21 protein-coding genes are annotated in these 18,283 nt (G+C 73.6%); 9 read left to right on the plus strand and 12 right to left on the minus strand.

Annotation, left to right across the window (positions count from 1 at the left end; genetic code table 11):
• Window position 1: 1 nt before the first annotated feature.
• Together ACN27D_RS13600 and ACN27D_RS13605 are read right to left on the minus strand one after the other, a co-directional pair.
• On the minus strand, window positions 2-790 hold the full coding sequence (locus ACN27D_RS13600) for an MBL fold metallo-hydrolase (RefSeq protein WP_421499222.1): 789 nt from the start codon (window positions 788-790) through the stop codon (window positions 2-4).
• The gene (locus ACN27D_RS13605) at window positions 780-5,294 is read right to left on the minus strand and encodes an HAD-IC family P-type ATPase (protein WP_421499223.1); all 4,515 of its coding nucleotides are present in this window, start codon (window positions 5,292-5,294) and stop codon (window positions 780-782) included. The genes ACN27D_RS13600 and ACN27D_RS13605 overlap by 11 nt, the downstream gene beginning before the upstream one ends.
• A gap of 211 nt (window positions 5,295-5,505) precedes the next feature.
• Between ACN27D_RS13605 and ACN27D_RS13610 the strand changes: the two genes are divergently transcribed.
• The 4 genes from ACN27D_RS13610 (at window position 5,506) to ACN27D_RS13625 (ending at window position 8,843) form a co-directional block, all read left to right on the plus strand.
• Complete coding sequence (locus ACN27D_RS13610) at window positions 5,506-6,882, plus strand: MFS transporter (RefSeq protein ID WP_421499224.1); 1,377 nt, start codon at window positions 5,506-5,508, stop codon at window positions 6,880-6,882.
• A gap of 339 nt (window positions 6,883-7,221) precedes the next feature.
• Window positions 7,222-8,001: an SDR family oxidoreductase gene (locus ACN27D_RS13615; protein ID WP_421499225.1), complete on the plus strand. Its 780-nt coding sequence runs from the start codon at window positions 7,222-7,224 to the stop codon at window positions 7,999-8,001.
• Window positions 8,002-8,037: 36 nt separating this feature from the next.
• Window positions 8,038-8,235: a hypothetical protein gene (locus ACN27D_RS13620; RefSeq protein WP_421499226.1), complete on the plus strand. Its 198-nt coding sequence runs from the start codon at window positions 8,038-8,040 to the stop codon at window positions 8,233-8,235.
• 59 nt (window positions 8,236-8,294) lie between these two features.
• Window positions 8,295-8,843 carry a YbaK/EbsC family protein gene (locus ACN27D_RS13625; RefSeq protein ID WP_421501144.1) on the plus strand — a complete coding sequence of 183 codons (549 nt, stop codon included), beginning with the start codon at window positions 8,295-8,297 and terminating at the stop codon, window positions 8,841-8,843.
• 36 nt (window positions 8,844-8,879) lie between these two features.
• Here the strand turns inward: ACN27D_RS13625 and ACN27D_RS13630 are convergent, their stop codons facing one another.
• The 4 genes from ACN27D_RS13630 to ACN27D_RS13645 form a co-directional block, all read right to left on the minus strand.
• Complete coding sequence (locus ACN27D_RS13630) at window positions 8,880-9,512, minus strand: DsbA family oxidoreductase (RefSeq protein ID WP_121685758.1); 633 nt, start codon at window positions 9,510-9,512, stop codon at window positions 8,880-8,882.
• A 20-nt stretch (window positions 9,513-9,532) separates the two neighbouring features.
• Complete coding sequence (locus ACN27D_RS13635; protein ID WP_013283255.1) at window positions 9,533-9,958, minus strand: SufE family protein; 426 nt, start codon at window positions 9,956-9,958, stop codon at window positions 9,533-9,535.
• A 79-nt stretch (window positions 9,959-10,037) separates the two neighbouring features.
• Window positions 10,038-10,457: a CBS domain-containing protein gene (locus tag ACN27D_RS13640; protein WP_120572489.1), complete on the minus strand. Its 420-nt coding sequence runs from the start codon at window positions 10,455-10,457 to the stop codon at window positions 10,038-10,040.
• Between the two features lie 54 nt (window positions 10,458-10,511).
• Window positions 10,512-12,281, minus strand: coding sequence for a proline--tRNA ligase (locus ACN27D_RS13645; protein WP_421499227.1), 1,770 nt, complete (start codon window positions 12,279-12,281; stop codon window positions 10,512-10,514).
• A 94-nt stretch (window positions 12,282-12,375) separates the two neighbouring features.
• On the opposite strand from ACN27D_RS13645, the gene ACN27D_RS13650 reads away from it, so the two are divergent.
• Entirely contained in the window at window positions 12,376-12,750 is a 375-nt protein-coding gene (locus ACN27D_RS13650; protein ID WP_120572487.1) for a VOC family protein, read from the plus strand.
• A 24-nt stretch (window positions 12,751-12,774) separates the two neighbouring features.
• Here ACN27D_RS13650 and ACN27D_RS13655 read toward each other — a convergent pair whose 3' ends face one another.
• The 4 genes from ACN27D_RS13655 to ACN27D_RS13670 are packed head-to-tail and all read right to left on the minus strand — an operon-like array spanning window position 12,775 to window position 15,072.
• Entirely contained in the window at window positions 12,775-13,539 is a 765-nt protein-coding gene (locus ACN27D_RS13655) for an ABC transporter permease (RefSeq protein WP_121685754.1), read from the minus strand.
• Window positions 13,536-14,348, minus strand: a complete 813-nt coding sequence (locus ACN27D_RS13660; RefSeq protein WP_421499228.1) for an ABC transporter ATP-binding protein — start codon at window positions 14,346-14,348, stop codon at window positions 13,536-13,538. The genes ACN27D_RS13655 and ACN27D_RS13660 overlap by 4 nt, the downstream gene beginning before the upstream one ends.
• Window positions 14,345-14,722: a DUF1048 domain-containing protein gene (locus tag ACN27D_RS13665; RefSeq protein ID WP_421499229.1), complete on the minus strand. Its 378-nt coding sequence runs from the start codon at window positions 14,720-14,722 to the stop codon at window positions 14,345-14,347. Before ACN27D_RS13665 ends, ACN27D_RS13660 begins: the two co-directional genes overlap by 4 nt.
• A 2-nt stretch (window positions 14,723-14,724) precedes the next feature.
• Complete coding sequence (locus ACN27D_RS13670; RefSeq protein WP_013473327.1) at window positions 14,725-15,072, minus strand: PadR family transcriptional regulator; 348 nt, start codon at window positions 15,070-15,072, stop codon at window positions 14,725-14,727.
• A gap of 128 nt (window positions 15,073-15,200) precedes the next feature.
• On the opposite strand from ACN27D_RS13670, the gene ACN27D_RS13675 reads away from it, so the two are divergent.
• Window positions 15,201-15,968 (plus strand): class I SAM-dependent methyltransferase, encoded by a 768-nt coding sequence (locus ACN27D_RS13675; RefSeq protein ID WP_013473328.1) that lies wholly within the window; start codon window positions 15,201-15,203, stop codon window positions 15,966-15,968.
• Here the strand turns inward: ACN27D_RS13675 and ACN27D_RS13680 are convergent.
• A complete protein-coding gene (locus ACN27D_RS13680) occupies window positions 15,943-16,137 on the minus strand; it encodes a DUF397 domain-containing protein (RefSeq protein ID WP_364811130.1) in 195 nt (64 codons plus the stop codon). The two genes, ACN27D_RS13675 and ACN27D_RS13680, sit on opposite strands and share 26 nt — an antisense overlap.
• Complete coding sequence (locus tag ACN27D_RS13685; RefSeq protein WP_421499230.1) at window positions 16,128-16,826, minus strand: DUF5753 domain-containing protein; 699 nt, start codon at window positions 16,824-16,826, stop codon at window positions 16,128-16,130. Before ACN27D_RS13685 ends, ACN27D_RS13680 begins: the two co-directional genes overlap by 10 nt.
• On the opposite strand from ACN27D_RS13685, the gene ACN27D_RS13690 reads away from it, so the two are divergent.
• The 3 genes from ACN27D_RS13690 to ACN27D_RS13700 are packed head-to-tail and all read left to right on the plus strand — an operon-like array spanning window position 16,825 to window position 18,226.
• A complete protein-coding gene (locus ACN27D_RS13690; protein ID WP_252451212.1) occupies window positions 16,825-17,160 on the plus strand; it encodes a hypothetical protein in 336 nt (111 codons plus the stop codon). The genes ACN27D_RS13685 and ACN27D_RS13690 overlap by 2 nt on opposite strands.
• The gene (locus ACN27D_RS13695; RefSeq protein ID WP_421499231.1) at window positions 17,157-17,714 is read left to right on the plus strand and encodes a putative immunity protein; all 558 of its coding nucleotides are present in this window, start codon (window positions 17,157-17,159) and stop codon (window positions 17,712-17,714) included. Before ACN27D_RS13690 ends, ACN27D_RS13695 begins: the two co-directional genes overlap by 4 nt.
• On the plus strand, window positions 17,711-18,226 hold the full coding sequence (locus ACN27D_RS13700; protein WP_421499232.1) for a putative immunity protein: 516 nt from the start codon (window positions 17,711-17,713) through the stop codon (window positions 18,224-18,226). The genes ACN27D_RS13695 and ACN27D_RS13700 overlap by 4 nt, the downstream gene beginning before the upstream one ends.
• Window positions 18,227-18,283: the final 57 nt, after the last annotated feature.

Genomic DNA, 18,283 nt, shown 5'->3' on the forward strand with positions numbered 1-18,283 from the left:
GTCAGGGCGTCAGCGGGACCGTCTCGCCGCGACTGACGGTACGAATCTGGCTGGCGAAGCCGCGCCGCCTCGCCTCCTCGACGAAGTGCCGCAACGGCGACCGGAACACCGGGTAGTCGTCGTAGTGGATCGGCACGGTGAGCCGCGGCCGGATCAGCTCCACCACGTCGGCGCCCTGCCGGGCGTCCATAGTGAGAAGGATGCCGGCGACGCGGGTGCCGCCGAGGTGGATCAGCATGGCGTCGATGTCCGGGAAGCGGGCGGGGATCTCGGCGAGCTGCGGTCGGCGCAGTGTGTCCCCGGTGACGTAGAGGCGGAAGCGCCGCTCGCCGCCCTGTTCCAGGTCGATCAGGCTGCCCATCACGTCGGGGAGCGCGCGGTCGAGCAGGCCCGGCCCGTGCTGGCCGGGCAGCGCGGTCAGGCGCAGCGTCTCGTCGCCCCGGTGCAGCTCGTACGCCCGCCAGGTGGGCAGCCCTTCCGCCGCGCCGAAGCCCCAGCGGCGCAGCTTCCGTTCCGCCTGCGGCGTGGTGAGGATCGGCAGCGACCGGTCCAGGCCACGCCGGGCGACCCGGTCGAAGTGGTCGCCGTGCAGGTGGGACAGGACCACCGCGTCCAGCGGGGGCAGCTCGGGGATGGTCAGCGCCGGGTCGGTGCTCCGCTTCGACCACAGGCCCCGGCCCAGGTACGCCCGTTGTCCCCGGTGCAGGAAGTTCGGGTCGGTGAGCAGCGTGAAGCCGCCGATCCGCAGCACAGTGGTGGCCGTACCGACGAACGTCACCTCAGGCGTCATGTCCTTCGCCGTACCCCTGATCGGGACGCCCATGCGAGCCGGGCTGCGGCAGGCGGTCGACCAGCTTGGTCAGCGTGCCGTTGGCGAACGTCGCGCCGAGCGCCGAGCCGGTCGCGATGGTCCAGCCCACCGGGCCGAGCGGCGTGCAGCCGAAGAACTGGCTGACACCGGGCGTCTGGACCACCGCCACGAGCACACCCACCGACGCGGCGGTGGCGGCGAGCACGCTGGGGCTGGTGCCGCCGGCCAGCACCGTCTGCCCGAGCTGTGTGCCGATCAGCGAGGCCAGTGCGACGGTGCTGGCCCGCCGCTGGGTGCCGGTCCACCTGGCGATCGTCCAGCCGGCGGTCGCGCCCAGCGTGGTCGACGCCGCGCGCAGGCCGATCTCCCGGGTCATCGTGACGCCGAGCGAGGAGTCCGGCCCCTCCCGCAGCAGGTGGTCGGCGCTGTCGTCGGCGGGCGGACGGACCGCGATGGCGAGCGCGGGCGCCAGGTCGGTGAGCAGGTTGACCAGCAGGAGTTGCCGGCCGTTCAGCGCGGACCGGCCGGTCGCGGCGGCGGTCAGCACGCTGAACGCGATCTCGCCGAGGTTGCCGCCGACCAGGATGCTCAGCGCGTGCCGTACCGACGACCACATGGCCCGTCCCTCGACGAGCGTGGCGATGATCGTCTCCAGCCGGTCGTCGGTGACCACCAGGTCGGCGGCGGCGCGGGCGGCGGGAGTGCCCCGTTGACCGAGAGCGATACCGACGTCGGCGAGCCGGATCGCCGGGGCGTCGTTGGCGCCGTCACCCGTCATCGCGACGGTGCGGTCCTGGCGCTGCAACGCCTGGATGATCCGTACCTTGTGGGCGGGCGTGCAGCGTGCCACCACGTCGGTCGCCATCAGGCGCTCGGCGAGCGCGGCGTCGTCCAGCCGGTCCAGGTCGCTGGCCGTGACGACGCGCTGCCCGCCGTCGTCCGGGCTGATCGCGGCGGCGATCGCCTCGGCGGTGGCCGGATGGTCGCCGGTGATCATGACGGTGTGCACGCCCGCGGCCCGGATCCGGGCCACCGCCGGCCGGGCGCTCTCCCGGACCCCGTCGGCGAGCGTCAGGAAACCCACGAAGACCAGGCCGTCGACCTGCTCGTCGCTCACCTGCTCGGTGGAGACCGGGCACTCGGCCACGGCGAGGATGCGGTGCCCGGCGCCGGCCCGCCCCGCCAGCATGGCCTGCACCTCCTCGCGTCCGGCCGCGTCGAGCGGCCGGTCCCCCTCGGCGGTTCGGCGGGACGCGCAGCGCGGCAGCACCGACTCGGGGGCGCCCTTCACGCTCAGCAGCAGCCCGCCGGCGGCACGGCCGACAGCGGCGCTGTAGCCGCGGGACGGCTCGAACGGCAGCCCGGCCGTGGCGGTCCAGTCCGCCGCTCCGGTCCGCTCGTCCACCCCGGCGGCCTCCGCGCCGTGGCGTACCGTCCGGTCGGTCTGCTGCGGCAACTCGTCCGGGTCGGCGGCGGACGGGGTGGCCCGCACCGCGGCGGCCAGCGTCGACCGCAGCGGCTCGTCCAGGTCGTCCAACGCGGCGTACCGGCCGTCGCCAGTACCCACCCCGGCCAGCAGCAGCTTCCCCTCGGTGAGCGTGCCGGTCTTGTCGAAACAGAGCACGTCGACCCGGCCCAGCGCCTCGATCGTCCGGGGGTTGCGGACCAGGGCGCCGTGCTCGGCCAGCCGCCGCGCCGCCGCCAGCTGCGCGGCGCTGACCAGGAACGGCAGCCCCTCCGGCACCGACGCCACGGCCAGGTTCGCGGCGGTCGCCGCCGTTTCGGCAAGGGGTACGCCCCGAAGCAGTCCCGCCCCGGCCACAGCGATCGCCGAGGCGGCCGCCAGGGGTACGGCGCTGCTGGTCAGCTTGCCGAGCCGCGCCTCCACGCCACTGGCGGGCGGGGCCTCCCGGGCCATGGCGAGGCTCCGCCCGGCCTCGGTCTCCGCGCCGGTGGCCACCACCACCGCGGTGCCGTGGCCGGCGGCGACAGTGGTGCCCTCGAACAGCATCGAGTGCCGTTCGGCGATGGCCGCCGCCACCACCGGATCGGGGCTCTTCGCCACCGGCAGCGACTCGCCGGTCAGCGACGACTCGTCCGCCTCCAGCCCGTCGCTGGTCAGCACCCGGCAGTCGGCCGGTACGGCGTCCCCGGAGCTGACGGTGATCACGTCGCCGCGTACCAGGTCCTCGGCGGGTACCACCCGCTCCTCGCCGTCGCGCACCACCCGGGCGGTGACCGCCGAGCGGGACAGCAACTCGGCCAGGGACCGTTCGGTGTTGCGCTGGTGCACGGCGCCGACCAGCGCCGAACCGCCCACCACGCCGCCGACCAGTGCGGCGTCGACGAGGGAGCCGAACGCGGCGGAGAGCACCGCGCCGGCGGCCAGCACCGGGGTGAGCGGGTTGGACAGCTCCTCGACGAACGAGCGGAGCAGCCCGGCCGGGCCGTGCTCGTCCCCGACCTCGACCCGCCGGCGGCGGGCCGCCTCCTCGTCGGTCAGCCCGGACGGGCCGGTGTCGAGCTGGTCCAGGACGGTCTGCGCCGGCATGAGATGCCAGGCGGTGAGCGCGGGCATCGGGGCGCCGGTACGGTCCGGCAGCCGGTGCGCCCGGAACACGCCGTGCGCGAACGCGAGCGCCGCCGCGCCGTTCACCGCCGCCAGGGCCGGTCGGGGCAGGCGCCGCCGGTCGGCGGTGAACGCGCCGAGCGCACCGAGCCCGCTGCCGGCCATGGCGATCCGGATGTTCTGCTCGGTCATCCGGCGGGCCACCCCGGCGGCGTCGATCAGCAGGGCCGGCACGCGCAGGTCGTCGCCGACGAGCAGGTGCGCGCCCCACGGCGGCAGGTCGTCCGGGCCGTACACGCCGAGGCCGCAGTCGGACGCGGCGAGCGCCGACCGCTCACCGGAGACGACCATCACCACAGCGCCCTCGCGTTGCAGGTCGTGCACCGAGTCGGCGAGCCCGGGGCCGCCGGGCACGAGCAGGTCCGCGAAGTCGTACCGGCCGTCGTCCGGGCCGCCGACCACGAGCCGCAGGCCCGCCTGGCGGGCGGCCGACGCCAGCGCGTCCACGCCGGGCGCGGGCTCCGGCTCGACCCGCAGTACGGCGGCGAGCCGGCCGTTCTCGGCCAGCCCGAGCAGCCGTCCACCGTCGGCGCGCAGCCGGGCGCTGTCCGGGGTGTCCCCGGGATCGTCGGCGCCGAGGCGGTCCAGCGGGCCGATCCGCCAGCCGCCGTCGGCGCGTACCGCGTCCGGCTCGTCCGGGTCGAACAACGCGAACGCCCGGGCGGAGACCCGCCCGGTGTCGGCGTCGGCCAGCGGCGCGAGGTCGGCCAGGACCCCCCGGTCCGAGCCGAGCACCGCGGCGTCCAGCACCACCGTGTCGATCCGGTCCAGCTCACGCAGCACGCTGCGGTCCATTGCGATCACACCGCGCCGGGCGAGCATCCGGCCGAGCTGGGCGCCGTACCCCTCGCGGCCGGAGCCGGGTGCCTTCGGCAGCGAGGACAGCGCCAGCGCGGCGGCCCGCTTCGGTCCCAGCACCGGCAGCGCCGCCGCCCCGGCGACCGCGCCGGCCGGGAGCACCCGCTTGGCGTACCGCTCGGGCTGCCCGTCCGGCACCGGGCAGGGCCGCTCGCCGTCGGGTACCCGGGCGACCGCGTGCTCCGGGTCGCCGGTCAGGCGCGGTTCGGCCCGGCTCCACGCGGCCAGTTGGGCACCCGCCTCACCCCACTGCACGACGCGCTGCGCGCCGTCGAGCACGATCCCGGCCCACCCGCCGGTGAGGCCCTGCACCACGGCCTCGGCCAGGGGGAACAGCACTTCGGCGCGCGGGTCGGCACGGATGCCCAGGCCGGCCAGCGCGTGCAGCTTCGGGTGCAGGTCGACAGCGCCCAGCAGACCGGCCACCTCGGCCGGAATCGGGGTCAGCGGCAGCACGCGGGTGGCGGCGGAGATACCCAACCCGAGCACGTCGGACAGCAGCGCGCCGAACGTCCGCGCGGTACGCGGGCCGTCCTCGGGCGGCTGCGGCGGTTCGATCTCCGGGTCCGGCTCGTACGGGCAGGTCCGCTCGACACGGGCCACCGTGGCGATCAGGTCGCGCAGCTTCGGCGCCGGATCCCCGGTGGCCACCACCACCCGGCCGGACGGCGCGTTCACCCGCGCCCAGGTCACACCCGGCATCGACTCCAGCGCCGCCTCGACCTGACGGGCCAGCCGGTCACCGCCGTCCTGGCAGACGCCGTGCACCTCGATGTGATGGCGGCCGTCCTGCGACCACACCCGGCGGCTGGTCAGCCCGGTGAGGCGAGCCAGCCGGGCCGCGGCCGTACCGACGCTGCCCGCGACCTCGGTGACCCGGGCCGGCACGGCGTCCGTGGGCAGGGCCGACCCGACGGTACGCGCGACGCGCGCGGCGGCCTCCGGTACGACCGTCGGCGACAGCAGGAGGCCGGCGAAGCGTCCCAGCGAGGTCATCGAGTCGTACGGCCGGGCAGTCGGTTGAAGGTGTCGCAGCCGTACGCCATCTCGCCTCCCGGTCTCGTCCCGGCGGCCCGACTTCCCGGCGCGGCGTCCGTTATGCCACCTCGACGGCAGAAGTTTCCGGCGTCGGCCCGCCGTTGCCGCGCGGGGCGAGACGCGCGACACAGTTGACCTCAACCGGGGGTGAGGTCCGAGGCTGAACGCCATGACCAGCACCACCGCCGTACCGGCTGATCCACCCGTCGACCTGTGGTCGCCGCGCCTGCGGGCGATGACCGTGGGCAGCGTCGCCCTGGTGTCCCTGCTCGCGTTCGAGGCGCTGGCGGTGGGCACCGCCATGCCGACAGTGGCGCGCAGCCTCGACGGGCTCGGCCTGTACGCGCTGGCGTTCGGCGGCTCGTTCGCCTCCGGCGTGGTGGCGATGGTCGCCTCCGGCATCTGGTGCGACGCGCGCGGGCCACGCCCGGCCATGTGGCACGGGGTCGTCTGGTTCGTCGCCGGCCTGGTGGTGGCCGGTGCCGCCACGACCATGGAGGTGCTGGTCGTCGGGCGGGTGGTGCAGGGCTTCGGCTCCGGACTGGTCTCGGTGGCGCTCTACGTGGTCGTCGGCCAGGCGTACCCGGAGCAGTTGCGGCGTCGGATCTTCGCCGCGTTCGCCGCGGCGTGGGTGGTGCCGTCGCTCGTCGGTCCGGCACTGGCCGGGCTGATCGTGGAACATCTGGGCTGGCGGTGGGTGTTCCTCGCGGTGCCGGCGGTGGCGATCCCGGCGGCGCTGCTGGTCCAGCCGGGTCTGCGGGCGCTGACCGCCACCGTGGCGACCCGGCCGCCGGCGGGTGCCCTGGCCCGGATCGGCTGGGCCTGCGGGGCGGGGGCGAGCGCCGCACTGCTGCACTACGGGGGGCAGCAGCGCGGCGTGCTCGCCGCCGCACTGATCGCCGGGGCGCTGGCCGGGCTGTTCGTCTGCGTGCCGCACCTGCTGCCGGCCGGTTTCCTGCGCGCGGCACGGGGACTGCCGACGGTGATCGGGCTGCGCGCGCTGGCGTCGGCGGCGTTCGTGGCCGCCGAGGTGGTGATCCCGCTGATGCTGTCCCGGGAGCGTGGTTTCTCGCCCACCGGCGCCGGCCTGGTGCTGACCGTCGGTGCGCTGTCCTGGTCGGTGGGCTCGTGGATCCAGGGCCGGATCGGCTCACCCCGTTCGGCGGCGACGCTGCCCCGGGCCGGGCTGGCCTGCATCACCATCGGTACGGCGGGCGTGGCGTCTGCGCTGGTGCCCGGACTGCCGGTGCTGCCGGCCGTGCTGAGCTGGTCGGTGGCCGGGCTGGGCATGGGCCTGCTCTATCCGTCGCTGTCGGTGCTCACCCTGGAGCAGTCCGCCCCCGCCGAGCAGGGCCGCAACAGTTCCGCGCTGCAACTGGGCGACTCGCTCGCCGCCGCCACGGTGCTGGCGCTCACCGGCGCGGTCCTGGCCGCCGGTTCGTCCCCCGGCCCGGCCGGCTACGCCACCACGCTGGCCGTCGCAGCCGCCTGCGCCCTGCTCGGCCTGGTTCTGGCCGGTCGAGTCTCCCCCCGCCCCGCCATGTGACCGCCCCCGCCCCCGGCCACCTGACCGCCCGGAGCCCGACCGCCCCACCCGTTACCCCTGCTCCCTGTCCCGCCCTTCCCGGTTGATCAAGGAGTTCGGGTGAGATTCCGGGCCGCCGTCCGACACAAACTCCTTGATCAACCGGGAGGGCGAGGGGAGCGGAGGGGCCGAGGGGGTGGGGTGCGGGCTGAGGTGGGGTGATCCGGGCCGGGCGGGCCGTCGGATGGCGCAGGATCGGGTGGAGGGCTGCCGAGCGGGCGGCTGTCACGATCCGGGTCGGCGTTCCGTCCCACCGGGGAGCCGCGGTGTGGCGGCTGCGCGTGAGCGGGAGGAGTGGCGATGCGGGTGCTGGTGACCGGGGCGACCGGGCGGCTCGGGCGGGTGGCGGTACCGCGGCTGCGGGACGAGGGCTTCACGCTCCGGGCGGCCAGCCGCCGGCCGCGTACCGGGGACGGGGTCGAGTGGGTCACCGCCGACCTGGCCACCGGCGCCGGGCTGGCGGAGGCGGTCGCCGGGGTGGACGCGGTGCTGCACCTGGCCTCGTCGCCGCAGCGGCGCACCCACGACGTCGATGTGCTCGGTACCCGTCGGCTCGCCGTGGCCGCCGGTCACGCCGGGGTGCGTCACCTGGTCTTCGTGTCGATCGTCGGCGTCGACCGGGTGCCGCTCGGCTACTACCGGCACAAGCTCGCGGCCGAGCAGGTGGTGGCCGCCGGGCCGGCGCCGTGGAGCGTGCTGCGGGCGACCCAGTTCCCGGAGTTCCTGGCCGGGCTGCTGAGCGGCGCGAGCCGCCTCGGCCCGGTGATCGGGGACCGGGCGGTGCTCGCCCAGCCGGTCGACCCCGGTGAGGTGGCGGACCGGCTCGCGGTCCTGCTGCTGGCCGGGCCGTCGAACCGGGTGGAGGACTTCGGCGGACCGGAGGTGCTGCGCTTCGACGAGGCGGCCCGTACCTGGCTCGCGGCCCGGCGGGTACGCCGTCCGCTGCTGCCGGTCCGGATTCCCGGCCGGCTCGGGCGGGAGCTGCGCGCGGGTGGTCTCACCACGACCGCCACGCCGACGGGCACCCGGACCTGGGCCGACTACCTCGCGGACACGTACGGGGGAACCGGCGGAAGGTGAGAACCGGTCGGGTCCGCACCGGCCTACGGTGACGGCATGCTGGTCTTCGTCGCCACAGTGGTCCTCTACGTCTTCGGTTTCGTCTTCCTCTACGGCGTGATCCGGGTCGGCGTCCGGCACGGCATCGAGGACGCCGAGGCGAACCGTCCCGAGGTGCTGCGCCGCCGGCAGCTCACCACCACCGAGAACCGGGACTTCGCCCAGGAGAACGCCTTCCTCAGCAATCCCAACTGAAGGGCGCGGGCGGGGTCCGGCAGGTCGATCCGCCGGGCGGGTGCGAGGATCGCGGCATGATGGGGACGCTGAAGACGGAGCCGGCCCGGACGCGGCTCGACCTGCTGGCCCCGCCGGTCGCCGCCGCGGTGCAGGCGTGGCCGGGCGAGGCCCCGGTGGACGTGGACGACGTGCTGGTCGCCCCGATCGACGCCGACCTGGCCGACACCGCTGCCTTCTGCGAGGCGTACGAGGTGGGGCTGGAGGAGTCGGCCAACTGCGTGGTGGTCGCCGGTAAGCGCGGCGGCGAGACCCGGTACGCGGCCTGCGTCGTGCTCGCCACCACCCGCGCCGACGTGAACGGCGTGGTCCGCAAGCTGCTCGACGTGCGCAAGGCGAGCTTCGCGCCGATGGCCGAGGCGGTCGAGCTGAGCGGCATGGAGTACGGCGGGATCACGCCGATCGGCCTGCCGGCGGACTGGCCGATCCTCGTCGACTCCCGGGTGGTCGCCACGGCGCACGTGATCATCGGGTCGGGCGTACGGCACAGCAAGATCGCCCTGCCCGGGCCGGCGCTGGGTGCGCTGCCCGGGGCGAGGGTGGTGGAGGACCTGGCCAAACCGGCCTAGGTCCTCATCCGCATCGATCTTGTTCCACGTGAAACATCAGGCTGCCGCTTCGCGCTGCTCCACCTCGCGCAGCGCGGCGAGCAGCGTCTCCGGCTCCTGGGCGCCGGTGACCGCGTACTTCCCGGCCAGCACGAACGTCGGCACGCTGGAGACGCCGAGCTGGTGGGCGGTGCTCAGGTCGGCGGCGACCTCCCGGCGGCCTAGGTTCGACTCCAGGTACTGCCGCGCCTCGGTCTCGTCCAGCCCGGCCTCACCGGCCAGCGTGACGAGCGCGTCGATCGAGCCGACGTCGACGCCGTCGTGGAAGTGCGCCCGGTAGAGCCGCTCGACCATCTCGGCGGAGCGCCCGTGCTCGGTGGCGAACCGCACCAGCCGGTGCGCGTCGAACGTGTTCGCGGCCACCGCGCGGTCGAACCGCAGGTCGAGGCCCGCGCCCGCGGCGACGCCCGTCACGTGCGCGGCCATGCCCTCGGCCTTGTCCCGTCCGCCGAACTTGTCGCCGAGCGCCTCCAGTAGCGGCTTCGGCTCGGTGACCGGCGTCGGGTCCAGCTGGAACGGCCGGAACCGGACGGTCACCTCGCCGTCGTACGACTCCAGGGCCTGTTCCAGCCGGCGCTTGCCGATCCAGCACCAGGGGCAGACCACGTCGGCGTAGATCTCGATGTCCATGACCAGCGACAACCCGCGGGTCAGGAGATCTGTTCCCGGACCTGTCGCTTGAGCCGGGCCAGGATGGCGGTGCCGCCGCGCACCCGCAGCGGGCTGATCGCCTGGGCCAGGCCCATCCGCTGGTAGAGGTCGTCCGGTACGGCCAGCACCTCCTCGGCGCTCGCCCCGGCCAGCCCTTCGGCGAGGATGCCGGCGAACGCCCGGGTGGTGGGCGCCTCCGGCGGGCAGTCGAAGACGGTGCTCACGGTCTTGTCCGCGTTCACCTCGGCACGCAGGAAGAACGCGGTCTGGCACTCGGGGACCTGCTCCAGCTCCTCCCGGTTCACGCCCTCGGGCAGGGGCGGGATCACGTCGGCGAACTCCAGCAGCATCTCCAGGACGACGTCGCGGGGCGCGGCGGCGAACTCGTCGACGATCTCGGCCAGCTTGGTCGGCATCTCGGGCATGGGTCGAGGCTATCCGCCGCCGCGCGTCGCCACCCGGCGGTGCCGGGCGAGGCCCCGCCGCACGTGCGGGGCCCCGTCCTCACGCGTTCGGTGCGGCCTCGCTGATGTCGCTGAGCGCCGACTGGGGGTCGAGCTGCATGGCGAGGTCGCCGAGGGAGACGATGCCGACGAGCTTGCGGTCGCTGTCGCACACGAGCACCCGGCGGATGTTGCGCTCGCGCATCAGCGCCGCCGCCTCGTTCGCCGTGCAGTGCTGCTCGATCATCACCACCTCGCGGGTGATGATCGAGCCGATCGTGGTGGTGCCGGGGTCGGCGCGCTCGGCGACCGCCCGGACCACGATGTCGCGGTCGGTCAGCATGCCGGCGAGCGTGGCGCCGTCGGTCACCACCACGTCGCCGATGTCCGACTCCTTCATCACCCGGGCCGCCTCGTCCAACGGGGTCTCCGCCGAGAGGTAGACCACCTGCCTGGTCATCACGTCACTGACGCGGAACATGAGAGCCTCCGAAAGCTTCGGTCGATCCGTCTGCGGTACCCGGTGGCGCGCTCGCTACACCCCGTCGCGGCGCGTCGCGTCCACCTCGTCGCGCAGGCGCTCCACGATGGCCTCCACCGGCAGTTCAATGCGCTCGCCGGTGGCCCGGTCGCGCAGTTCCACGTACCCCTCGGCCAGGCGGCGGCCGACCACGACGGCGCGCGGGATGCCGATCAGCTCGGCGTCGGTGAACTTCACCCCGGCCGACACGTGCGTGCGGTCGTCGACCAGCACCCGCAAGCCGCCGGCGGCGAGGCGCCCGCCGAGGTCGAGCGCCGCGTCGAGCTGCGGCCCCTTCCCGGCGGCGATCAGGTGTACGTCACACGGCGCGACAGCGGCCGGCCAGACCAGCCCACGGTCGTCGTGGTGCTGTTCGGCCACGGCGGCGACCGCCCGGGACACGCCGATGCCGTAGCAGCCCATGGTGGGCCGGACCGGCTTGCCCTGAGGGCCGAGCACGTCGACCGCGAACGCGTCGGTGTACCGGCGTCCGAGTTGGAAGATGTGCCCGACCTCGATGCCCCGCCGGATCGTCAGCTCGCCGTCGGCGCAGGCCGGGCAGGGGTCGCCGGGCCGCACCTCGGCGGCCTCGATCGTGCCGTCCGGTACGAAGTCGCGCCCGCACACCACGTCGGTGGCGTGCCGGCCCGGCTCGTTCGCCCCGGTCAACCACGCGGTGCCGGACACCACGCGGGGGTCGACCAGGTAGCGGATGCCGTGCTTGGCCAGGATCTGCGGCCCGATGTAGCCGCGGACCAGTTCCGGGTGCGCGTCCCAGTCCTCGAAGACCGCCACCGTGGCGGGGGCCAGCACCGCCTCGACCCGCTTGAGGTCCACCTCGCGGTCGCCGGGCAGGCCGATCACCAGCGGCTCGCCCTGTTCGACGCCGGGCCGGCGGACGGTGAGGACCACGTTCTTCAACGTGTCGGCGGCGGTCCAGCCGGTGCGCCCGCCCAGTTTCCGGGCCTCGGCCAGCTCCACCAGGGCGGCGATGGTCGGCGTCTCCGGGGTGTCGTGCACCTCGGCGGGCGGGTGCGCATCCGGGTCACCGGCGGCCGGGGCGCGGGTCACCACCGCCTCGGTGTTCGCCGCGTAGTCGCAGGCGGTGCAGCCGACGAACGTGTCCTCGCCGACGGGCGTGGCGGCCAGGAACTCCTCCGACGCGGACCCACCCATCGCGCCGGACATCGCGTGGACGGTGGTGAAGTCCAGCCCGAGCCGGGTGAAGACGCGCGCGTAGGCCGCCCGGTGCCGGTCGTACGCCGCCTGGAGCCCGGCCTCGTCCAGGTCGAACGAGTAGGCGTCCTTCATCAGGAACTCGCGCCCGCGCAGCAGACCGGCCCGGGGCCGCGCCTCGTCGCGGAACTTGGTCTGGATCTGGAACAGCGTCACCGGGAAGTCCCGGTACGAGGTGAACAGATCCTTCACCAGCAGCGCGGCCAGTTCCTCGTGGGTCGGTGCGAGCAGGTGCTCGGCGCCCTTGCGGTCGGCGAGCGTGAAGATGTCGTCCCCGTACTCGGTCCACCGCCCGCTGGTTCGGTACGGCTCGGCCGGGAGCAGCGCCGGGAAGTGCACCTCCTGGTCGCCGATCGCGGTCATCTCGTCCCGCACGATAGCGGTGATCCGGTCCAGGACGAGCTTGCCCAGCGGCAGCCAGGTGTAGCCGCCCGGCGCGGCCCGGCGGACGTAACCGGCGCGCAGCAGCAGCCGGTGGCTCGGCACCTCCGCGTCGGCCGGGTCCTCGCGCAGGGTCCGGAGCAGCAGGGTCGACATGCGCAGCAGCATTGCCGCAGCTTATGGCGCGAGCGGACGACCGGGCGATCCCTTTCCGCGCCCGTGCCGGGTGAGGTTGTCGCAGGAGCGGGGTAGGAAGGGCGGCATGGTGGATCGACCGACGTTGGAGCTGAGCAGTTTCGTGCTCGACGCACCGTCCGCACAGGACCTGGCCGCGTTCTACGAGCGGCTGCTCGGCTGGTCCCGCCGCGAGGACGAGCCCGACTGGGTGGTGCTGGCCCCGCCGGCCGGCGGGACGTGGCTGGCCTTCCAGGACGAGCCGGCCTACGTGCGCCCGGTGTGGCCCGCCGGGCCCGGCGACCCGCCGATGATGACCCACCTGGACATCAAGGTCGACGACCTGGAGGCCGCCTCGGCGTACGCGGTGTCGGTGGGCGCGACGGTGGCCGACTTCCAGCCGCAGGACGACGTCCGGGTGCACCTCGACCCGGCCGGTCACCCGTTCTGCCTCTACCTGTGACGGGTGACCGGCTCCCACGGCCGGCTAGCTGACCTTGGTGCGGTAGATCGCCGTCGCGGCGGCGTAGGCGGCCAGGAGCAGGCCGGCGCACCAGGCGAGCGCGATCCAGACGTCGTTGCCGACGGGTTGCTGAGCGAAGAGCGCGCGGAGGGTGTTCACGATCGATGTCACCGGCTGGTTGTCGGCGAACCAGGCGACCGGGCCGGGCATCGAGTCGGTGGGGACGAACGCCGAGCTGATGAAGGGCAGGAAGATCAGCGGGTAGCTGAAGGCGCTCGCGCCGTCGACGGTCTTGGCGGACAGGCCCGCGATGACGGCGACCCAGGTCAGGGCGAGGGTGAACAGGATCAGGATGCCGGCTGCGGCGAGCCAGCCGACCACCGATGCGCCCGTCCGGAATCCCATGATCAGGGCGACGCCCGTGACGATCACGAGCGAGGCCAGGTTGGCGACGAGCGAGGTCAGGACATGCGCCCAGAGCACTGAGGGCCGCGGGATCGGCATCGACTGGAAGCGCTCGAAGATGCCGCCCTGCATGTCGAGGAACAGGCGGTACGCCGTGTAGGCGATGCCGGACGCGATCGTGATCAGGAGGATGCCCGGCAGCATGTAGTTGATGTACGACTCGCCGGATCCGGTGTTGATGGCTCCACCGAGCACGTACACGAAGAGCAGCATCAGCGCGACGGGGGTGACAGCCGTGGTGATGATGGTGTCCGGGCTGCGGAGGATGTGCCGCAGGGAGCGGCCGGTGAGGGTTCCGGTGTCGCTGAGGACGTGGGTGGTCATCGGGATTCCTCTCCTGCGGGCACGGCTGCCTTGTCGGCGGCCCTGGCGGTGTGGCCCACGAGGGCGAGGAAGACGTCCTCAAGGGTCGGCTGCTTCTCGACGTACTCGACCTTCGCGGTCGGGAGGAGCTGCTTCAGCTCGGCGAGAGTGCCGTTCTGGATGATCGTTCCCTCGTGCAGGATCGCGATCCGGTCGGCGAGTTGCTCGGCCTCGTCGAGGTACTGGGTGGTGAGCAGGATGGTGGTGCCGTCCTCGGCGAGCTGCCGCACTGTCCGCCAGACCTCGATGCGGGCCTGCGGGTCGAGGCCGGTGGTCGGCTCGTCGAGGAACACGACCGGCGGGTTGCCGACGAGACTCATCGCGATGTCCAGCCGCCGGCGCATGCCGCCCGAGTACGTCCCCGCCCGGCGGTTCCCGGCGTCGGTGAGGGAGAAACGGGCCAGCATGTCGTCGGCGACCGCACCCGGATTCCTCAGGTGGCGGAGCTTCGCGACCAGGACCAGGTTCTCCCGGCCGGTGAGCACTTCGTCGACGGCGGCGAACTGGCCGGTCAGGCTGATCGACTTGCGTACCTCGGCGGGAGCCGAAGCGACGTCGAAGCCGTGGACGGTCGCGGTGCCGGTGTCCGCCTTGAGCAGCGTCGACAGGATCCGCACGAGCGTGGTCTTTCCGGCGCCGTTCGAGCCGAGCAGAGCGAAGATGCTCCCGGCCGTCACCTCGAAGTCGACGCCCCGCAGCACGTGCAGGTCCTTGTAGGACTTGGTGATGTCCCGAACCCGGATGGCGGGTTCGCGCGTCGCGGTGGTCATGAGTGTTCCTCCCCGCTGTCGCCGGCGGCGGCTTCGATCGCCTTCCGGAGGCGCTCGCGCTCCTTGTCCATCCACTGCCTCCCGGAGTACGCGGACACGAACGTCTCGGCGAACTCGACCGGGTCGTCGCCGACGATCGCGCGGACGGGCGTGTTGTCGGCGACCGCGCGCTCCCAGAGGTCCACGGAGTCGCCGAGCATCGCGACGAGTGTGTTCCCGTCGACGATCCCGCCCTGGTACATGAAGTACCGCTGGAGCGCCTTGGCCGCGCTGCGATGGGGTTCCGGCAGGGCCTCCATGCGGGCCATGTGCCGCTTGTACTGCTTCTTCTGGTCGAGCGATCCGACGAGCGTCTCGATCCACTTCGCGGCCATGCTCATGCTCCTTCGTCGTGCCGGTCGTCGTTGTCACGAAGGTGGTCGATGCGTTCCGCGAGGACGCTCCACGTCCGCCAGAACTCGGCGAGCTGATCCCGCCCCTTTGCGTTGATCGAATACACCTTCCGCGGGGGCCCCTTCTCGGAGGGAACCTTCTCCACGTCCACGAAACCGCGTTGCTCGACGCGGACGAGCAGCGCGTAGATGGTGCCTTCCGCGATGTCCGAGAATCCGCGGTCGCGCAGCCAGGCGGTGATCTCGTAGCCGTACGCGGATCGGCGGGCCAGGATCGCCAGGACGATGCCTTCGAGGGTGCCCTTCAGCATCTCCGTCATCTGGTTGGCCATGTCCTCGTTCCCTCGTTCCCTCGCTATCAAGCGTCGCTGAGTACCAGTAGAAAGTAACACTAGGTACCGGTAGTTAGCAACGCTTAATACCGGGGATCCCGGAGAGCCGCTTCCTCTAGGTTCGGCGGATGACCACCACTCCGTCGGCTCGCGCCGTGAGCCAGTACGCGACGACCACCGGCAACCTGACCGCCCGCATCGCACTGCACTCGTACGGCACGAACCCGCAGGGCTGGTTCGCCTGGCTGGGCGAGCGGCTGCCGCTGACCGGGGACGTGCTGGAGGTGGGTGCCGGCACCGGCGAGCTGTGGCGCCGGGTCGGCCGTCGCGGCCGGCTCACCCTCACCGACTTCTCACCCGCCATGTGCGCGCGGCTGCGCGAGGTGCCCGGCGCCCGGGTGCTGCGCTGCGACGCCACGTACCTGCCGTTCCGAGCCGGCGTCGCCGACGCGGTGATCGCCAACAGCATGCTCTACCACCTGGACGACCCGGACGCCGCGCTGCGCGAGTTCGCCCGGGTGCTGCGCCCCGGCGGGCGGCTGGCCGTCGCCGTGAACGGCCGCGACCACCTGGCCGAGCTGAACACGCTCGGCCCGGTGATCGGCCGTCCGGACCTGGCCGTCCGGTTCCACGACCGGAACGACGTGACCGCCGAGGCGACACCGGCCCGGGTCGCCGCCCACTTCGACGACGTGACGGTCGAGCGCTACCCGGACGAGCTGGTGGTGCCCGCCGCGGAGCCGATCCTGGCGTACGTCGCCAGCATGATCGGGCCGCTCACCGCCGCGCAGGAGGCGGCCGCCCGCGCCGCGATCCAGGCCCGCATCGACGCCGAAGGCGCCTTCCGGGTACGCAAGCACACCGTGCTGATCAGCGCGGCGCGCGGCTCCCGCTGACCCGGACGAAGGCACGCCAGGCGTCGGGCGTGAAGGTCAGCACGGGTCCGGCCGGGTCCTTGCTGTCCCGTACCCCGACCACACCGGCCAGATTGTCCGCCACCTCGACACAGTCGCCCTGGGTGCCGCTGCGGCTGGACTTCCGCCAGATCGCTCCGGTCAGCTCCACGAGGTCATCACGTCCTTCATCAGCTCGACCGACTGTCGGCGCGGTAGTGCCTCGCTGCGGACACTCTCCCATCTGGACAGCAGGATAGCCACGTCCTCGTCCTTGTCGACCACGACGCCGCCGAGTTGGTTCTCCAGGTGGCCGACCCAGCCGCCGTCTGTTCCCCGGGCCAGCGCGAACGGTCCGACCAGGCCGACGTGCATGGTGACCGAGGCCGGCACGATGTGGATGTCGACCTGCGGGCGCTCGGCGCACTCGACCAGGTGCGCGATCTGCTCGGCCATGAGTCCGCGGTAGCCCTCGTCGGCGCGGCGCAGGACGGACTCCTCGATGACGGCGATGTACTTCGGGCGGCTCGGGTCGGACAGGATGGACTGCCGGTCCAGCCGCACCCCGAGCCGCCGTTCCACCTCGTCATCCGTGATCAGATCGTCCGTGCGGATCATCGCCCGGGCGTAGTTTGCGGTCTGGAGCAGTCCGGGCACCAGGGTCAGTTGGTAGGTGCGCAACTGCTGCGCCTGGCGTTCGGCTTCCAGCCAGGGGCGGAACCAGCTCGGCTGGCCGTCGCGCTCGGCGAGCTTGAGCAGCGACGTCAACAGCCCGCCGGTGCCGAGCACCTCCCGGCCTCTCCCCGGACCGGCCGCGACGGCTTCCGAGCGTAGTGGTGTCGTCAGCAGACTGTCACGCATGAACCTTCCCGTACCGCGGCTCGGGCCGTACCCCGATCGGCCCCGCCCCTACCCGCCGGACCACCCGGCTCACCTGCCGATCCGGCCGCTCTGGCTCTGCCGCGCCTGCGGCGGACCGTGGCCCTGCGCGCAGGCCCGGCTGCTGCTCAAGGTCGAGTACGCGGACCACCCCGTCGACCTGGCGGTCTACCTGTCCGGGCTCTACCACGAGGCCACCCACGACCTGTTCCGCCTCAATCCACACGACGGGCCGACCCCGCGCGAGCTGTTCGAGAGGTTCGTCGGCTGGGGCCCGTACCGGCGGAGCATCACCGATACGATGCCCGCGACATGACAGCGCCCGGGGACTTCGACCTGACGACGGACGAGCTGCGCGAGGTGGCGCGGTACGCGGTCCGGCACGCGGAGGACGTCCTCCCGGTCTACGAGCGGGCGGTTCCCGGTGACCCGCGTCCCCGTGCGGCCGTCGACGCGGCCTGGACGTTCGTGCGCGGCGCCGCCCGGACGAAGCTCCAGCGGGTCACGTCCCTCGACGCGCACCGGGCCGCCCGGTCCGCGCCCACCGAGGCCGCGCGCCTGGCCGCCCGGGCCGCCGGTGACGCCGCGGCGGCCGCGTACCTGCACCCGATCGCGAAGGCCACCCAGGTCGGCCACATCCTGCGGGCCGCCGCCAACGCCGCGCGCGTCGCCGAACTGGAGGCGGGCGGCGACGAGACCGCCGGCGAGGCGCCGCTGGAACGATCCCGGCGGCTCGCCACGCCCGTGCTCGTCGACGTGCTCCGCCGCTACCCGCCGGTGACCGGCGGCGGCAGCCGGGTCGCCCGGCTAATGAGCAGCCTCGACCACGACCTGCGCCGGGGTGACGCCGGGGCGGAGGTCGCGCCGTGATCCTGCCGAAGATCCGCGATCCCCGGTTCACTACGATCCGCCGGGGCGGCACGCTCACCGACGATCACCACCACCTGCTGGCGCTCTGGGCGGCCACGTGCGCCGAGCACGTCCTCGGGCTGTTCGAGGCGGTCCGGCCGGACGATCCGCGTCCGCGGGAGGCGATCGAGCACGCCCGGGCCTGGGTGCGGGGCGAGGTCAGGATGATGCAGGCGCGCGCGGCCGGCGGGCACGCCATGGGCGCGGCCCGGGACCTGCGCGGGGCGGCACGCAACGCCGCGTACGCCGCCGGTCAGGCCGCCGTCGTGGCGCACGTGGCCGCCCACGAACTCGGCGCCGCCGCGTACGCGATCAAGGCCGTACGCGCGGCGGCGCCCGCCGGTCTCGGCGAGGCGGCCGGGCGCGACGAGTGCCGATGGCAGCGCGACCAGCTCCCGGCGGAGATCCGCGACCTGGTCCTGGACGACCAGCGCCTGCGCAACGACATCTGCTGGTCTGTCTTCGACTGCTGACGCCGGCGGTGCCGGTCGAGAAGGAGTCACCGGCGGCGGCAACCATGGCGTGGACAA

It is taken from the genome of Micromonospora sp. WMMD1274, assembly GCF_049179035.1.
Taxonomy (GTDB): domain Bacteria; phylum Actinomycetota; class Actinomycetes; order Mycobacteriales; family Micromonosporaceae; genus Micromonospora; species Micromonospora tulbaghiae.

Bases quoted from the DNA above. Each gene is read 5' to 3' on its own strand.
- ACN27D_RS13600 (WP_421499222.1), bottom strand. From the start codon at position 790: ATGACGCCTGAGGTGACGTTCGTCGGTACGGCCACCACTGTGCTGCGG.
- ACN27D_RS13605 (WP_421499223.1), bottom strand. From the start codon at position 5,294: ATGACCTCGCTGGGACGCTTCGCCGGCCTCCTGCTGTCGCCGACGGTC.
- ACN27D_RS13610 (WP_421499224.1), top strand. From the start codon at position 5,506: ATGACCAGCACCACCGCCGTACCGGCTGATCCACCCGTCGACCTGTGG.
- ACN27D_RS13615 (WP_421499225.1), top strand. From the start codon at position 7,222: ATGCGGGTGCTGGTGACCGGGGCGACCGGGCGGCTCGGGCGGGTGGCG.
- ACN27D_RS13620 (WP_421499226.1), top strand. From the start codon at position 8,038: ATGCTGGTCTTCGTCGCCACAGTGGTCCTCTACGTCTTCGGTTTCGTC.
- ACN27D_RS13625 (WP_421501144.1), top strand. From the start codon at position 8,295: ATGGGGACGCTGAAGACGGAGCCGGCCCGGACGCGGCTCGACCTGCTG.
- ACN27D_RS13630 (WP_121685758.1), bottom strand. From the start codon at position 9,512: ATGGACATCGAGATCTACGCCGACGTGGTCTGCCCCTGGTGCTGGATC.
- ACN27D_RS13635 (WP_013283255.1), bottom strand. From the start codon at position 9,958: ATGCCCGAGATGCCGACCAAGCTGGCCGAGATCGTCGACGAGTTCGCC.
- ACN27D_RS13640 (WP_120572489.1), bottom strand. From the start codon at position 10,457: ATGTTCCGCGTCAGTGACGTGATGACCAGGCAGGTGGTCTACCTCTCG.
- ACN27D_RS13645 (WP_421499227.1), bottom strand. From the start codon at position 12,281: ATGCTGCTGCGCATGTCGACCCTGCTGCTCCGGACCCTGCGCGAGGAC.
- ACN27D_RS13650 (WP_120572487.1), top strand. From the start codon at position 12,376: ATGGTGGATCGACCGACGTTGGAGCTGAGCAGTTTCGTGCTCGACGCA.
- ACN27D_RS13655 (WP_121685754.1), bottom strand. From the start codon at position 13,539: ATGACCACCCACGTCCTCAGCGACACCGGAACCCTCACCGGCCGCTCC.
- ACN27D_RS13660 (WP_421499228.1), bottom strand. From the start codon at position 14,348: ATGACCACCGCGACGCGCGAACCCGCCATCCGGGTTCGGGACATCACC.
- ACN27D_RS13665 (WP_421499229.1), bottom strand. From the start codon at position 14,722: ATGGCCGCGAAGTGGATCGAGACGCTCGTCGGATCGCTCGACCAGAAG.
- ACN27D_RS13670 (WP_013473327.1), bottom strand. From the start codon at position 15,072: ATGGCCAACCAGATGACGGAGATGCTGAAGGGCACCCTCGAAGGCATC.
- ACN27D_RS13675 (WP_013473328.1), top strand. From the start codon at position 15,201: ATGACCACCACTCCGTCGGCTCGCGCCGTGAGCCAGTACGCGACGACC.
- ACN27D_RS13690 (WP_252451212.1), top strand. From the start codon at position 16,825: ATGAACCTTCCCGTACCGCGGCTCGGGCCGTACCCCGATCGGCCCCGC.
- ACN27D_RS13685 (WP_421499230.1), bottom strand. From the start codon at position 16,826: ATGCGTGACAGTCTGCTGACGACACCACTACGCTCGGAAGCCGTCGCG.
- ACN27D_RS13695 (WP_421499231.1), top strand. From the start codon at position 17,157: ATGACAGCGCCCGGGGACTTCGACCTGACGACGGACGAGCTGCGCGAG.